Below are 15,639 nucleotides of genomic sequence, written 5' to 3' on the forward strand. Positions count from 1 at the left end.
CTCTTCATTGTCCCATATCTCAACAATCATCTCAACCTTAGTGGCTTTAAAAGCACACTATAACTCATTATAAGGATTGCCAAAGTACTTGACAATCCTTAATCATCTGTATCTTATGGAAATTAGATCCGTTCTCCGTTATGTTTAGGTAAAGTTAGGGTGACGACGACCCCCTGATCCAGTCTATTATCAATTGAAAAATGACCTTCATGTTCCTTCATAATCGTTTTTGAGATCATTAACCCAAGACCAGTCCCGGTTTCTTTTGTTGTGAAGAAAGGCGACCCTAATTCAGATAACGTTTCCTCAGGAATAGAAGGACCATCATTAGCGATGTGCAATAATACATCATTATCTTGTATCGTTAGATCAATCTCTACTACCCCTTCATATTCTATCGCTTCTATAGCATTTTTAAACACATTTATTAAAACTTGCTTTAATCGGTTATAGTCACCGTAAATAGAAGCAGACTCACATCGCTTCCAGTGCACTTTTATTTTCTGGTTTTCACAAATTGATTCAAATAGTTCAATTACTTCATCTATTAGTTTCCTACAAGTGATCGAACTCAAGTGAGTAGCACGTGGCTTAGCTAGAACAAGCAGTTCTTCTACAATCCCATCTATGCGTTTTAATTCAGCTTTCATCAACTCCTTGTAATACGTGTTATCCATTAGTTGTGTGAATCCTGACAACACGGTAATAGGATTACGGATCTCATGAGCGATTCCAGCTGCAAGCTCTCCTACTACTTTTAACTTCTCTGATTGCATTAACTGAGCTTCTGTCCGCTTCCTCTCTGAAATGTCCCAAATCATCATCAAGTAGGCTGCATTCTCACCTTTAGGACCTTTGATAAAAGAGACTGAAATTGCAACAGCTAGCGGGTCTCCATATTTATTTTTATGAACCAATTCCGTCTCCGAAGTTGCATTCCACTGAACAGGTAAGAAATCATTTATATTCTCATTAATAAGTTCATCATCATTCCACCCATATAACGAAGTAAAAGCTTGATTCACATTTATGATCGTCCCTTTATTGTCATAGACAACAATCGCTTCACTTGTTTGAGTAAAAAAAGCATTCAAATAGTTTTCCGTAGAATGGAGCTTCTGTTTCGCCTTATTTTCACCTACTTGTGCCTTTACCCACAAGCTTTTAGTAAACTTAGTATGGAATAAAAAGAAGATAATTAAGATAGCTGAGAGTAAGATGAAGTATAGAATATCGACTGACTCTACCCTGGTAAAGATCTCATCAAAAGAGAAGATGAAAAAATAAGACAATGAAAACATTGCTAGCACTCCGGAAAAAAGGATCACCCCGTAATGTTGATAAAGAGAAGGAATAATAATACCGAGTAAAATATAAAAATAGTTTACTAAGTAAGGAAACTCAATATTTAACAGAAATAAATAAAAAAACATTGCAAAAGAGATGATATACATCATTAAGTGTTCATTCTTAATCAACATCCGAACAATCATAAGCCCTACTAATAAAGAAAATCCCACCGGAGGCCAAGTGGATGAAAATATTGGGTCAAATGCAACAAAGACAGCCATACTCAATCCGTATGCCACCCATAAAAGAACGAACATTAATCGATTTCTACGCTTTATAAAAGAATTAATATCTGTCTCTACCCCATTGAATATTCACCCACTCTACTTTTCAGGACTTATATACTATATAAACGTACCATAATTTAGTACATTTTCACAGATGGACTTAAAGGAGGTATGGAGTTGTATTGTTCTCCCCACCTCCTATAAATATATAAGAAAGCTTAAATAAGATTACATGCTTTTTTCTATATCCTGAGATTGTCTACTTGATACTTTTTGATACAAATAAGAAATACCTAATAACACCACACCGAAACCGAAATACGCTACTATTTTGCTCGTTTCAGTGAGGAACGCTAAATCGTAAAGAAAGAGTTTACCTGTTGATAGTAATGTTAACCCAAGCCCTATACGCCTTATATACACATATTGCTTCTTAAAACCATATAAGATGTATGCGACTGCCACAATCAAAAAGACTGAACTAAAAACAAATCCAACATCAGCAAGTCGAAATTGAACGGTTAGAAAGGCCGCTAGTACTCCTAACATATACACGCCAAGGATGGTTGGATACAGTTCAATGTCTTTATAATGTTGTCTAATATAAGCCAGTAATAAATCACGTCCGCTAAAGAAAATTAGCACATTAAATCCTATTAATAAAACCAAAGCAAGATAATTCAAAAATGTACTTTGGGCGATCACTGGCTCAAGTGCTGGTGCGGCAATCGTTAAAAAAAGACCAATAAGACTACCAAATGCATATAAGAATAAGCAGAAGTAACTTACTATCCTGTCATATAATAGTGGGATTTTCTTTAGCACATACGCTAATCCTACGGTCAAAAAAGCAACCATTAACGATTGGTAAAAAGAATAATTTGTCAGTGTAAGTGGTACCGACTGCTCATACATGTACCGGCTTTCATAAGCAAGGTACACCCATACATTGACTAAAGTAAAATATTTTAAATAAAGGGGTAGATCTTTAACCTTATTAAATAAATAGTTATTTCCTTCCCTACGTTGCCACATAGCATAGTAAATAGTCGTAGTTATAAGACCAATGACGACTGCAAAGTATTTAAAGTGGAAGTAAGAAGACATGCCTATCCCAGAGATTGTTACAAACCACTCTACGAAGAACGTGAACAGGGTTAAGACAAATATGCCCCAGCCAGCCATCTCAAGTAAACGCAGGTTTGCTTTGTTCGCATAAATCATTAGAACGACACCCTGTATCAGCCATCCAAGTGCTACCCACTCTGCTCCAAACTGGAATGGGATAATAAGTACAAGAAATGTTATGGAAGTAGCGTAAAATAAGATTCTAGTTTGGGCTTCATTAGGCATCTTCTGCTCTACAAATCGACCGAGTCCAAAGAAGAGCACACAGAATGCAACGGCTAATAGCCCTCTAAAGTCATTCCATTCAAGCCTATGGAATAGGTAATACAATAATAAGCAACTAAAAAAGGTATTAAGCGCAAGAAGCGTCACGTCCCCCCATTTTAGAGCTACTTTATGTTTAAACGAATAGCCAATCGTTAATCCCACGTATAAGACAAATGTTAAGACGATATAAAGCATACTCACACCATCATTCGGTGATAGAAGGAGTAGAATAAGTAAAGAAGGAATAGCTAAAGCAAAGCTAATATAGTGCACCAAGTTCCATTGTTTTTGAAGAGAGATCCATAGTATCGATGAGTTTAGAATGAGTAGATAAACCATCGCTGCATAGACAGCATTCCCTTCTAATCCAAATGCAAATAAGTAAGAATAAAAAGGAATGTAACCACCGACTAATCCAAAGGTAATAATCGTTCTCGAATGATAACGTAGCGATAAGATGACTGCACTCACAGTAACAAGTACCGACGCCAATAGTGCAACCGTCAGACCAATAACATCAAGTAAAAAATAACTAAAGAAGATGGAGCCATATAAAACGGAGATCCCCCCTCCAATGACACCTAAGGCAAACGTTTGTTTATTTTTCTGTTGAAGCCATTCCCCACCAACCAGCATAAACACACCTAAAATAAAGAACATTGCGCCTTTGATTTCATCGGTGAACCAATTTGTATAAGAGTGACGAAATGCTGCTGCCACCCCAAAAATGATAAGAAGAATTCCAATTTTATTAATCCAATTTAATCCGATCTTCATCTCAATCTGGTTTTGTTTCATTCTTTTTTGAATAACTTCTTCGGTCACTTCCTCTTTTTCTAGCTGCTCATAGTCTCCTGATAAACCTTTTAATAATGTTCTTTGTTCTTCAGCTAAACGTTTTCTTTCTGCCTTAATCATTTCATTCGTTTCGATCGACAAGACTTCTATTTTAGATAGAATCTCCTCTTTTTCGACTTGAATGTTTTTCTGTGCCCTTTCCTTTAATGAAGCAATTTTCTGTTGAGTCTCTGCTTCTAATCCCTTTAATCGATTATGCTGTGGATTAATGGATTGCCCAAAGTATGTCTCAACCTTCTGCTTTGACATTTTTAAGAGAGCTAACTTTTCATCAATCATTTGCTCTTGCAGGGCCAACCGTAACTTTCGATTCTCTGTTTCTATAACTTGTTGTTTTTGTTTAAACACTTCCACTTGCCCTTTGAAATCATCATATTGCTCTCGGAGTCGAGTATTTTCTTGAATAAGATCATTCGACTCATACTCTTTTACTACTTTCTCATAATCCTTTGTTAACTGAACTTGAGCATCTTTTATCTGCTCCAGCTTTTCTTTAAACGGATTCATTCTTTATCCTCCAAATGGATCATTAACTAATAATTACCATTATACTGCAAAAAAATAAAGAAAGAATAAAGTTTTATCAATTCCCCCGGAAATAAAAAAATCTTCTACAGCTTGAAGCTGTAGAAGATTTTTTGGCTTTTTAATAAGCACTTTCCTCGCGATAGAATTTTAGCGCTTCATCTACGTTAGGTACTGATAATCCAATATGTGAGAACGTTCTAGGATACGTCATACCTTCCACCTCTTCAGTCATTTAATTCTCCACTTCAGCAGTCGTTCGTTAGCAATTCCACAACTTAAAAGCAGCTGCGGAGTTAATGGTGATCTTTTTAGTTTGCTAAAACCTCTATAAATTCACGCATATAGTCTGGTAGGTCTGGCGGGCGACGGCTTGAGACAATGTTTCCATCTACTACTACAGCCTCATCTACCCATGTTGCTCCAGCATTCGTCATATCATCTTTAATACCTGGTGTACTTGTCACTTTCTTGCCTTGTAAAATATTTGCCGAAATCAGCACCCATCCTGCGTGACAGATTTGCCCGATTGGCTTCTTCTGGTCATTCAACACACGAACCATGTTTAAGACACTGTCGAATCTTCTGAGTAAATCAGGTGACCATCCACCCGGCACAAGAATCGCATCATAATCATTAGGATTAATCTCTTCAAAAGCATACTCAGATACAATCGGTACGCCATACTTTCCTATGTACTTCTCGTCTGCCTTCTCGCCCACAATATCCACTGTTGCCCCTTCTTCACGCAAACGTAAAACCGGGTACCATAGCTCTAAATCTTCAAAATCATTACTGACAATTTGGATGACTTTTTTATTTTGCAGCTTCATTTTTAGTAGACCTCCTCTAAGTAATAATGGATTTTATATATCTTGACAGGTTCGAAGAGTTAATGCAAGCATATGGCTTTACAAGTACGTAAGACAAAAAGAACTTAACTACCTGAGCTAAGTTCTTGTTTAAAGAATGATTATTCTTGAGACGAAAGTCCAAATTTCCCTAACCGAAAATCATTGAAAGCTTCTTTAATTTCCTCTTCAGTGTTCATTACAAAAGGACCTCTTGCTACAACAGGTTCCTGAATTAGTTTTCCAGTATAGATTAAAACTCGAGATCTTTCATGTGCGGTAATCTTGAGTTTATCCGTTTCCTTATCATCAGCAAGTTTATCATATGAGAGTAAACCAACCTCTGTTTTTTGAAGAGTGACGTTCTCAGCAAATTCCAACTCACCCTGAAGCATATAGACATGGCCATTATGGTTTCTTGGAAGTTCCAGGGAATAAGTAGCTCCTTCTTTTAGATAAAGCTCAACCATATTGATAGGAACCAGTGAATTCATAGGACCAGACGTATTCGCTACTGTTCCTGAATAAACGCGAAGATATCCTCCCTCTATATCTACTTTCGGAGCGTCTTCTACGTAAACATTTTGATAGGATGACTCTGTTTGCTTAAGCTCCTTAGGTAAGTTCAGCCACAATTGGAGAGTATGAATAAGATCATCATCTACTGCTTCCTCCGCATGGCGCGCACCACTTCCAGCATTCATATACTGAACATCTCCTGCATGTAAAACCGAGTGACCCCCATTATTATCCGTGTGCTCAAGTCTTCCATCAATCACATACGTAATTGTTTGAAACCCTCTATGAGGATGATCCGAAAACGTTCCTCGTTTGAACCAATCATCTGCCATCAAAATAAATGGATCATATTCACTCATACGATCAGGCGGTAAAACCCATCCCTGTTGAACATGAGGATAACCATTTTTATTGTATTTCACTTTCCAATGATCTCGAATGTAACGCTCCTGCTGCTTGTCCATCCATACACCCCTCCTAAGTTACTTTCTGCTTTTAGCATACAAAATGTAGTTTGTTGAATACAAATTATTCAACTTTCTAATCAAGAATTTTCGTTTCTTTATCTTCACTGCCAAAATCTATGCACATTGCATAAAACACTACGACCTTGACCATAACTAGTAGTAAAATAGATTCGTTTACCTACTGGGAGAGGATAGTATGGAGCCAGGTTTCATGGATATGTCGATTAAAATCCTCATAGGGTTCTTTTTGCTTTTTATGATTACTAGATTATTAGGGAAGACGACGATTCGTCATTTGACTCCTTTTGATTTTGTTTCGGCAATTGTGCTATCAGAGCTACTCGGGAATGGGATATTTGAGACGAACGTTAGCATCTTCTACATCATTTACGTGGTCTTATTATGGGGCTTTTTAATGATCATTATGGAGAAGTACCTGTTAAAGCATCGATCGATGAGAGGCTTATTAGAAGGAAAGCCATCTATCATCATTCGTAATGGCAAAATTGACCGCGAGCAGCTTAAACAAAACCGAATGAACATCAATCAGTTGCTTAGCTCATTACGACAAAGTGAAACATTCTCTCTCCGTGAAGTAGCCTATGCAATCTTAGAGACGAATGGCTCAGTCAGCATCTTAAAAAAGAATAAATACCAAAAGGTCACTCTCGACGATTTAAATCTACCCCCAAGTCCAACGTACCTTTGTACGACTCTTATTACCGATGGTGAAATGATTGAGGCTAACCTGAAGGAGCTTGGCTTCAATAAAGATTGGCTGACTCAGCAACTTATTGCACATGGGTATACTAGAGTAGAGGACGTCTTGTATGCAGACTGGATCTATGATGATGGCATTTATATTGTTCCTTATCAGAGTAAGCAAGCATAAAAGACTCGAGACAGATGGCTCGAGCCTTTTGTGATCCATATATTATTATTCGAGTCCTCCTATAACCTTAGCCAGCTTCCTAACGCCTTCTACTATCTCTTCTTTAGAGGCATAGCTAAAGGAAAGTCTTAAGTATGACATCCCCTCTTGTTCCTGCAAGTAAAAGTACTTTCCAGGTACATAAGATATTCCCTCATTTAGAGCCTGCGTTAATAATGTTGACGTATCCACGCCTGCAACTTTGACCCAAACAAAATAGCCTCCTTTTGGAATATACCATGAAACCGAATCTGGGAGGTATTGTTCAAGTGCTGAAAGGAGCACACCACACTTCGATTCATACGTGGTTCGTAAAGTATTCAGACGTTCGCTTAGATCGGCTTTATCCAAATAAGTAGCCATAGTTGCTTGTGAAAATGGATGATCTAAATCCTTTTTAAACCAATTCATCGCAGTAATTAGTTCAGCAGGTGCGCTCACCCATCCAATTCGCATTCCTGGGGCGACGACTTTAGATAACGAACCAACATGGAGAACACGACCTTCACAGTCCAAAGCTTTTAAAGGGATCGAAGGTTGATCAAAGGATAATTCCCCGTATGCATCGTCTTCTACTATGAGGAAATTGTATTGATCAGCTAGTTCAATGACATGTTTCCGGCGCTCTTTGGTCATTGTTGTACCTGTTGGGTTTTGGAATGTTGGGATCGTATATAAAAGACGAGGAAGAGGTAGTCCATTCTCATTTCGATCCTTCAGCATTTCTTCTAATTTCTCTGTTTGAAGTCCTAGCTCATCTACTGGAATACTAATGAATTGCTCCGTATAATTTTGAAAGATTTCTAATGCTTCCATATACGTTGGTGCCTCTAGAGCAACTACACAATTTTCATCAATTAAAATACGGGCAATCAAATCAATAGCCTGCGAAGCTCCTGATGTTAATAACAGTTCATCTTCTTGCACTCCCATAGCTCGCTCTGTGAGCCTTTGATGAATATGCCCCTTCAATTTGTCGATCTGAGAGCTTCCAAGGTAATGAAGCGGTAAATCCTTCTCCATATCAAGCAGACTGACCACAGACTCTTTTATCTGTTCTGTAGGCACCAGAGAGGGTTCAGGATAGCCTGAACTAAGACGAATACACTTATCAGGCAAAGCAGGCATCCATTCTCCTGGAGGATCATTTTTTAGTGCTGCTTTTATATTGTTTGATAAAAAAGATTCCATGTTCACTTCTACCACTCCCGATCCATTTATTATGTATGAAAAGAATAACATACCAGACATAATAGAAAGCATTGGCATGTGACCAATGCTTTCCAACCGACTATTATCGTATCAAAAGATTGAACAAGCTGTAACACAGACTCTCTATTTGTTAGAAGAATAAAAGATGAGCCATTGCTGCTGCAATCGGCAACGTAATAATGGTTCTCTGTAAAAAGATCACAAATAATTGAACAAAAGAAAGTGGAATTTTAGACTTCAACAAAAGAATACCAATTTCAGACATGTAAATTAATTGTGTTAATGACATAACTCCAATGATAAAGCGAGTCAGTTCTGATTCAATTCCACTACCAATAACAGCTGGTAAAAACATATCAGCAAAACCAACGATCATCGCAGGTGCAGCTGCCTCTGCTTCAGGAATTTGCAGTAACTGCAGGAACGGAACAAATGGATAAGACAAGTAATTAAATATCGGCGTAAATTCCGCAATAACGAGCGCGATTGTTCCAAGCGCCATAACTAGTGGAATTAAAGCGAACCAAATATCAATGACATTTTGAACCCCACTTTTTACTACACTACGATAGCTTTTTACTTGAGCCGCTCTTTCAACCGCCTGATGCACGCCCCATTGAAAGCTAGACACTCCCTCTGGAACCACTTCATCAATTTGCTTCCCCACTGGCTCGTAATACGACTCTTTTTTAAGAGAAAGAGGAGGGATTCTAGGACAAATAATAGCTGCAACAATTCCTGTTACAATCACTGTAAAATAAAATTGAATAAACATATGATCAATGTTCAAAAATTTTGCAATCACAAGACTAAAGGCAATCGACGCAATTGAAAAGTTTGTTGCAACGACTGAAGCTTCACGCTTCGTATAGTATCCTGATTCATATTGCTGAGTTGTCAGTAATACTCCAACTGTGCCGCTACCCATCCAAGAGGCTAATGCATCAACAGAGGAACGTCCAGGCAATTTGAATAAAGGATGCATCACTTTGCGTACCATTGTGCCGATAAAGTCCATTAAGCCAAACTGAAGCAGGAGCGGCATAAACAAGCAAGCAAATAAAAACCAAACCATCAGTACCGGAATCAGCTCATACAACACCACGCCGCCGGTAAATTCAGACCAAATAAATTCAGGTCCGACTTCCGTTAATGTTAATACGGCAAAGACTGCACCGATACTTCTTAAAGTGAACCACAGTGTGGGAACATCAAATAACCCCTTTAAGAAAGCACTTCTGTGAATGAACTGCAAGTTAGTCCCCTTCGCTATTAAGCTACCAATCGTAGATAGACATAATACGGTTGTCATGAAGAGTGGAATATATTCAGCAATAGCCCCCTGCAAGGCATCTGCTAGCACCCCTAATCCGATTGTAACCTTATCATTAATTGAAATAGGGACTAAAAATAACAAAACCCCAATTAACGATGACAACCAAAACTTCATATATTGTTTAGCGCTATATTCTTTTGTAAATGTAGACTGGTCTAATTTCTGCTGTGTATTAGCTCCCATTTTTTACTCTCTCCCACTTCAGATGATTTGTATATATCATTCATCGAATACTCATTATCTCTATTTAATTATTAATAATATATCATTTTTATGTATAAATATTCAATGCGAATCACAAAATTCTTTCATAGCACTCAATATTTCTTGCTAAACAAGTCAATATTAACTTATCCAGTCTTATGACCCTACTTCTGAATTCCTCTCACGACTCTGTGTTGTTCTTGTAATAAATATCTTCTTTATAACAACACTACTAAGAAAGGAGTGAAAAAAATAAGTGTTTTCCAGAACAAAAAACTTCCAAGGTACTTGTCTCCCATTGAAGTATCTAATATTTGGTCATCTTACCTTAAAAATAGTATGAAGCTAAGATTGTTTGAGTATTTTTCTGTCACTGTAGAAGATAAAGAAATAAAACATATCATTAATAAAATGCTTCTCCATTCACAAAAAAACCTAAAGTCTCCCTTAAATTTAGAAAGTACTATGCCGATCGAAAAATTACTCTTAAATAATTTTGCTGTTAGAAAAAGGGATACACTACCTTTAATGTATCCCTCATACAACCAAACTAGCTGTATGTTCTACTACTATACTCTAATAAAGTTGTATGAATAAAAAAACAAACGGAAAAACTTTTCCGCTTGTTTTAACAGTCTTATTCACTTATGACGCTCTACCTATTAAGCAAAAACAGGTTCTTCTACACTCAGTCCGAGAATTTGTGAATTTGAAGTATGAACTTGATGGAACAGCTCTGGGTGTTCAACTGGTGACATCCCATAAGTAGGGAGCATTTCTTTTAATTTTGGTTCCCACTCATTCATACGTTCTGGGAAACATTTTTGGAATACCTCGAGCATGACATGTACGGCCGTAGAGGCACCCGGAGAAGCTCCAAGTAATGCAGCTATCGTTCCATCTGCGTCACTCACCACTTCCGTACCAAATTGAAGAGTTCCTTTGCCAGCTTCTGTATCTTTAATAACTTGTACGCGTTGGCCCGCAGCTACTATATCCCAATCCTCACTTTTCGCATTCGGAATAAACTCACGTAATTCTTCCATACGCTTTTCATTTGAGAGCATGACCTGCTCGATCAAGTATTTTGTTAATCCCATCTCTTTAACGCCTGCAGCCAACATAGTGAGAACATTATTCGGTTTAACTGAACCGATTAAATCTAGGTTTGATCCATGCTTTAAAAACTTTGGTGAGAAGCCCGCAAACGGTCCAAACAGTAATGTCTTTTTGTTATCAATATATCTTGTATCAAGATGTGGAACAGACATTGGAGGAGCTCCAACCTTCGCTTTACCGTATACTTTTGCATGATGCTGCTCTACAACTTCTGGATTGTTACAAACCATAAATAGTCCGCTTACTGGAAATCCCCCAATATGCTTTGATTCAGGTATACCCGTTTTTTGGAGTAAAGGCAGACTTCCACCCCCGCCGCCAATAAAAACGAATTTTGCCGTATGATACTCGATGTTACCGCCTTCAATATCATGCACTTTTACTTCCCAGCGGCCATCATTTGTACGTTTAAAATCTTCAACACTATGCTTATAGTTTAATTCAACATTTTGACTCTTCAAGTGGTCAAATAACATGCGTGTTAAAGCTCCAAAGTTAACATCGGTTCCAGAATCGATTTTTGTTGCAGCAATCGGTTCATTCGATGTACGACCTTCCATTATTAGAGGAGTCCATTCCTTAAGTTTTTCAGGATCCTCTGAGAATTCCATCCCTTGAAAAAGGGGATTGTTTGATAGCGCTTCCAAACGACTTCTTAGAAAAGTGACATTTTTTTCGCCTTGGACTAGGCTTATATGAGGAATCGGCATAATAAAGTCTTGTGGATTACGAATCAGATTGCTATTTACAAGATAAGCCCAGAACTGTCTAGAAAGCTGGAACTGTTCATTAATTTTAATAGCCTTGCTCACATCTATAGTTCCGTCAGATTTTTCGGAAGTATAGTTAAGCTCACATAGTGCAGAATGACCTGTCCCCGCATTATTCCATTCATTAGAGCTTTCTTCCCCTGCACTCGCAAGTTTCTCAAATACTTTGATTTCCCATTCTGGTGCTAACTCTTTCAGCAATGAACCTAAAGTCGCGCTCATAACTCCCGCACCAATTAAGATCACGTCTGTTTCTCTCCTCATGCTGCTCATGATAACCACCCTTATCCTCTATTTTGTAAAAAGAGTAGGCGCTCCTCCTTAAGCGTCACAAAAAAGCAAGGCGCCACCCAACCACACAAACTTTCCTATCTCAATATCATTCTATCATATCTCTATTATAATGATTTACTACTCAAAAAATCTACCATAATCTGATAATTTCAAACTAATTAGTCTGTTAAAAAAATGAGAACCTCGTTAAAAGCCAAAGTTCAATAACACTTAAAATGATTTTGCTTTTAATACATAGCCTTTTTGTATCATTAATTCCATTATATGAAGGTCCTTTATAGGTATTGACGTGCTTTTTCAACTTGTCGATTGCACAATCTATCTTACGGATGCATTTTTTAGCATCTGGTCTTTCGGTGTTTCAGTTACTTTTATCGGATAAATTGAATAAATATATGAATTGAGAGTAACACTATACATAAAACTAATGTGAGGTATTAATGACATGAAACAGATTTTTCTCTGGTTACTCTTGATCTTGCCTTGGGCGTCCTTGTTTTTTTTGAAAATGGATACTGTACGCAGGTACATGCCTGTCGCTCTATTTATGACCATTATTCATACATTGGCATATCAAGCGGCTTACCATTACGGATGGTGGAAAGAAACAGGTTCCAGTCTGTTCGGTTGGGATAAAGTCGTTCCGGTTCCTTGGGTGTATGGAGCATACTTAGTTATAGTTATCTGGGTATTCCACTTTACTTTCGGAAAATTTTGGGTGTATTTGACTGTCAACATACTTTTGGACGGGTTATATATGTACATCATTTACCCGATATGGCAACGGATGGGGATTGTTTCGGGTGAATCCACTTTGTCTACAATAGCTATTGTTGCTATGATGATCGGTTTTGCGCTTATCATCTATCTGTATCAAATGTGGCAGGACGAAGTGTTCAAACAGCCTAAAGCGAAACTAATAAATGATCAAGAACTGACTTGATGTCTCCTTCCTTTGAGAAGGAAAGCGAAGTAACCGAAAACATGGATCTCCGATTTAAAGACTTTGACTTTATAATAGCGATTACCTTGCTCCACAAACTGTAAACACTCAATAAACCTGTTAGATAAAGAGGGATCGGACCCTCCGTATGGATGTCTGACCCCTCTTTAACCTATTATTATTACTACCTCATTTACGAGCCCATGTAGTAATGGCTGTAATATCCTCAGGGTTTGTTCTACAACAACCCCCGATTATTTGGGCACCAGCCTCATACCAACGTTGGGTGTTAGAGGTAAAATGATTTGTTAATGACTCATCACCCCATGTCTTACTTGTTGCATCGTATTCTTCACCTGAATTAGGATAAACGACTATCGGTTTAGCAGTTCGACTTTTTATCTCTTTAATTAAAGACTCTATAAAGTGTGGTGATGAACAATTTACACCAATCGCAGCTACTTGCTCTTCTCCGTCTAACCACTCCGCACAACTTGAAATTTTTTCTCCATCACTTATGTGGTAGTCATCCTTTGCACTAAAACTGAACCAAGCATAAACCCCTGGAAATTCCTTTAGTACCCTTGTAATTGCTTTAGCTTCCACAAGACAAGGAATTGTTTCACACGCTAAAATATCTGCACCTGCTTCAACCAATACCCTTATCCTTTCTTTATGAAAGGTAACTAATTCATCTTCGTTTAAAAAATAATTACCCCGATATTCAGAGCCATCTGCAAGAAAAGCGCCATATGGACCTACAGAGGCTGCAACTAACGGCTTCGGCCTGTTAGACTTATCTTTTAACTCTGTCCAAAAATCGTCACGAGCCTCTACTGCAATTTGAACAGACTTTTTGATCAATCCAATTGCCTCTACCTCAGTCAACCCTCTTTCTTTATACCCTGCAATAGTCGCCTGGTAGCTAGCAGTAATAGCACAATCTGCACCTGCTTTAAAATAATCTAGATGAACCTTCTTTATTACTTCCGGATTTTCCATTAATATTTTTGCTGACCATAAACGATCATTCAAATTACATTCATACTTCTCAAGCTCTGTAGCCATTGCTCCGTCAATAATTATGATAGGAAAGTTATTCAGAATTTGTTCTATTGGATTCATTTCTTAACCTCCTTCCCACGTCTTAACTCATTTTAATATCTTTTAATTAGTTCCTAATTACTTTACCTAAAAATTTCTTCGTTCTTTCCACACTAGGATTGTTAAAAATTTGTTCAGCAGTTCCCTCTTCAATAATAGTACCGTCTTCCATAAAGATTACACGGTCAGAGATCTCACGTGCAAAATTAAGCTCATGTGTAACAATTAACATCGTATTTCCTTCATTTGCTACACCTTTTATAGTTGTCAAAACTTCATCAACTAACTCTGGATCAAGAGAGGAAGTCGGTTCGTCAAACAATAAAACTTCTGGATTGAGTGCAAGTGCCCGAGCAATACCAACCCTTTGTTGTTGACCGCCTGATAGCTGTGCTGGATAGTGACTTAACCTATTATTTAAGCCAACTCTTTCAAGAATGTCTATACTTATCTTTTTAGCTTCATCCTTATTAATTTGCTTAACACTTGTTAAACCAATCATCACGTTTTGTAACACTGTTAAATTTTTAAATAAATTATATTGTTGAAAGACCATTCCTGTCGAAGTTCTTAAAGAAAAAATATCAGTCTTACTTGCTGATTCAACATTTACTCTCTTATCACTAACCTCAACGATTCCACTAGTAGGCTGCTCCAAGAAATTAATGCATCGTAAAAGTGTTGATTTACCTGAGCCACTTGGTCCTAAAATAGAAACGACCTCCCCTCTATTAACGGTAAGGTTAATCCCCTTTAGCACATGCTGGCTATCATAGTACTTATGGATATTTTCCAACTTAATCATGAAGAAATCCCTCTTTCATATCTACGAGCTCGCCTTTCTATTATAACTAGCAATCTCTCAACTATAATACAAAGAATCCAGTAGATAATAGATACAGCAATATACACCTCAAAGAATGCTAACCCACGAGAACCAAGAATTTTGGCTTGTCCCATAATATCTATAACACCAATAATAAAAACAAGAGAAGTGTCCTTAATCGAACTAATAAACACATTTCCAATGTTAGGTATTGCTACTGCCAAAGCCTGTGGGAAAATAATTTTAAGCATCATTTGTGTAGGGCTCATACCTATAGATTTAGCAGCTTCAAATTGCCCCCGATCAACCGACTCAATAGCAGACCTAATTGTTTCAGACAAATAAGCACCCAAATTAATAGAAAATGCTAATAATGCATATACTTCAGGGGCTATTATATTAACATCTACGTATTGAAGCCACCCATATTCGATCTGTAAATAGTAAATAACCTTAGGTATTCCGTAGAATACAAGATAAATTTGAACTAATAGCGGAGTTCCTCTGATAAAAGATATATATAAAGAAGAAATTACCCTTAGTACTGGAACTCTATATATTTTTATAAGTGCTGTACCAATCCCAATAAATAAACCCAAAATTAATGAACCTACAGCTATCCCTACTGTAATAGGTAGCCGTGAGATAATAGCAGGAAAGCTTTCTATCAAATAATTAACATCTAGTAAATTCTCCATTTTATCTTTC

The 15,639-nt window shown here is 37.4% G+C and carries 13 protein-coding genes; 3 read left to right on the plus strand and 10 right to left on the minus strand.

What is annotated here, in order from left to right:
• Positions 1-122 precede the first annotated feature (122 nt).
• From RYX56_RS09830 to RYX56_RS09845, 4 genes are all read right to left on the minus strand, one after another.
• Positions 123-1,571 (minus strand): ATP-binding protein, encoded by a 1,449-nt coding sequence (locus RYX56_RS09830; protein WP_317121949.1) that lies wholly within the window; start codon positions 1,569-1,571, stop codon positions 123-125.
• 234 nt (positions 1,572-1,805) lie between these two features.
• Positions 1,806-4,337 (minus strand): DUF2339 domain-containing protein, encoded by a 2,532-nt coding sequence (locus RYX56_RS09835; protein ID WP_317121876.1) that lies wholly within the window; start codon positions 4,335-4,337, stop codon positions 1,806-1,808.
• Between the two features lie 329 nt (positions 4,338-4,666).
• Positions 4,667-5,188, minus strand: a complete 522-nt coding sequence (locus tag RYX56_RS09840; RefSeq protein WP_317121877.1) for a type 1 glutamine amidotransferase domain-containing protein — start codon at positions 5,186-5,188, stop codon at positions 4,667-4,669.
• Positions 5,189-5,328: 140 nt separating this feature from the next.
• A complete protein-coding gene (locus tag RYX56_RS09845) occupies positions 5,329-6,189 on the minus strand; it encodes a pirin family protein (protein ID WP_317121878.1) in 861 nt (286 codons plus the stop codon).
• 199 nt (positions 6,190-6,388) lie between these two features.
• On the opposite strand from RYX56_RS09845, the gene RYX56_RS09850 reads away from it, so the two are divergent.
• Positions 6,389-7,084, plus strand: a complete 696-nt coding sequence (locus tag RYX56_RS09850) for a YetF domain-containing protein (RefSeq protein ID WP_317121879.1) — start codon at positions 6,389-6,391, stop codon at positions 7,082-7,084.
• Between the two features lie 45 nt (positions 7,085-7,129).
• Here the strand turns inward: RYX56_RS09850 and RYX56_RS09855 are convergent, their stop codons facing one another.
• A complete protein-coding gene (locus RYX56_RS09855; RefSeq protein WP_317121880.1) occupies positions 7,130-8,320 on the minus strand; it encodes an aminotransferase-like domain-containing protein in 1,191 nt (396 codons plus the stop codon).
• 145 nt (positions 8,321-8,465) lie between these two features.
• Positions 8,466-9,854, minus strand: a complete 1,389-nt coding sequence (locus RYX56_RS09860) for a YjiH family protein (protein ID WP_317121881.1) — start codon at positions 9,852-9,854, stop codon at positions 8,466-8,468.
• A 360-nt stretch (positions 9,855-10,214) separates the two neighbouring features.
• Here RYX56_RS09860 and RYX56_RS09865 point away from each other — a divergent pair, with 360 nt between their 5' ends.
• The gene (locus RYX56_RS09865; RefSeq protein WP_439108481.1) at positions 10,215-10,472 is read left to right on the plus strand and encodes a hypothetical protein; all 258 of its coding nucleotides are present in this window, start codon (positions 10,215-10,217) and stop codon (positions 10,470-10,472) included.
• A gap of 65 nt (positions 10,473-10,537) precedes the next feature.
• Here the strand turns inward: RYX56_RS09865 and mqo are convergent, their stop codons facing one another.
• Positions 10,538-12,037 (minus strand): malate dehydrogenase (quinone), encoded by a 1,500-nt coding sequence (mqo, locus tag RYX56_RS09870; protein WP_317121883.1) that lies wholly within the window; start codon positions 12,035-12,037, stop codon positions 10,538-10,540.
• 466 nt (positions 12,038-12,503) lie between these two features.
• Here mqo and RYX56_RS09875 point away from each other — a divergent pair, with 466 nt between their 5' ends.
• Positions 12,504-13,001: a hypothetical protein gene (locus RYX56_RS09875; protein WP_317121884.1), complete on the plus strand. Its 498-nt coding sequence runs from the start codon at positions 12,504-12,506 to the stop codon at positions 12,999-13,001.
• A gap of 189 nt (positions 13,002-13,190) precedes the next feature.
• On the opposite strand, the gene mmuM is transcribed toward RYX56_RS09875, so the two are convergent.
• The 3 genes from mmuM to RYX56_RS09890 are packed head-to-tail and all read right to left on the minus strand — an operon-like array spanning position 13,191 to position 15,629.
• Positions 13,191-14,126: a homocysteine S-methyltransferase gene (gene mmuM / locus RYX56_RS09880; RefSeq protein WP_317121885.1), complete on the minus strand. Its 936-nt coding sequence runs from the start codon at positions 14,124-14,126 to the stop codon at positions 13,191-13,193.
• 46 nt (positions 14,127-14,172) lie between these two features.
• The gene (locus RYX56_RS09885) at positions 14,173-14,910 is read right to left on the minus strand and encodes an amino acid ABC transporter ATP-binding protein (RefSeq protein ID WP_317121886.1); all 738 of its coding nucleotides are present in this window, start codon (positions 14,908-14,910) and stop codon (positions 14,173-14,175) included.
• Positions 14,907-15,629 carry an amino acid ABC transporter permease gene (locus RYX56_RS09890; protein ID WP_317121887.1) on the minus strand — a complete coding sequence of 241 codons (723 nt, stop codon included), beginning with the start codon at positions 15,627-15,629 and terminating at the stop codon, positions 14,907-14,909. The genes RYX56_RS09885 and RYX56_RS09890 overlap by 4 nt, the downstream gene beginning before the upstream one ends.
• Positions 15,630-15,639: the final 10 nt, after the last annotated feature.

The sequence above is a fragment of the Alkalihalophilus lindianensis genome (assembly GCF_032843265.1).
Lineage (GTDB): Bacteria > Bacillota > Bacilli > Bacillales > Bacillaceae_D > Alkalihalophilus > Alkalihalophilus lindianensis.

Coding starts and splice junctions, on each gene's coding strand:
- RYX56_RS09830 (WP_317121949.1), bottom strand. CDS start 1,571: ATGGCTGTCTTTGTTGCATTTGACCCAATATTTTCATCCACTTGGCCT.
- RYX56_RS09835 (WP_317121876.1), bottom strand. CDS start 4,337: ATGAATCCGTTTAAAGAAAAGCTGGAGCAGATAAAAGATGCTCAAGTT.
- RYX56_RS09840 (WP_317121877.1), bottom strand. CDS start 5,188: ATGAAGCTGCAAAATAAAAAAGTCATCCAAATTGTCAGTAATGATTTT.
- RYX56_RS09845 (WP_317121878.1), bottom strand. CDS start 6,189: ATGGACAAGCAGCAGGAGCGTTACATTCGAGATCATTGGAAAGTGAAA.
- RYX56_RS09850 (WP_317121879.1), top strand. CDS start 6,389: ATGGAGCCAGGTTTCATGGATATGTCGATTAAAATCCTCATAGGGTTC.
- RYX56_RS09860 (WP_317121881.1), bottom strand. CDS start 9,854: ATGGGAGCTAATACACAGCAGAAATTAGACCAGTCTACATTTACAAAA.
- RYX56_RS09865 (WP_439108481.1), top strand. CDS start 10,215: ATGAAGCTAAGATTGTTTGAGTATTTTTCTGTCACTGTAGAAGATAAA.
- mqo (WP_317121883.1), bottom strand. CDS start 12,037: ATGAGCAGCATGAGGAGAGAAACAGACGTGATCTTAATTGGTGCGGGA.
- RYX56_RS09875 (WP_317121884.1), top strand. CDS start 12,504: ATGAAACAGATTTTTCTCTGGTTACTCTTGATCTTGCCTTGGGCGTCC.
- mmuM (WP_317121885.1), bottom strand. CDS start 14,126: ATGAATCCAATAGAACAAATTCTGAATAACTTTCCTATCATAATTATT.
- RYX56_RS09885 (WP_317121886.1), bottom strand. CDS start 14,910: ATGATTAAGTTGGAAAATATCCATAAGTACTATGATAGCCAGCATGTG.
- RYX56_RS09890 (WP_317121887.1), bottom strand. CDS start 15,629: ATGGAGAATTTACTAGATGTTAATTATTTGATAGAAAGCTTTCCTGCT.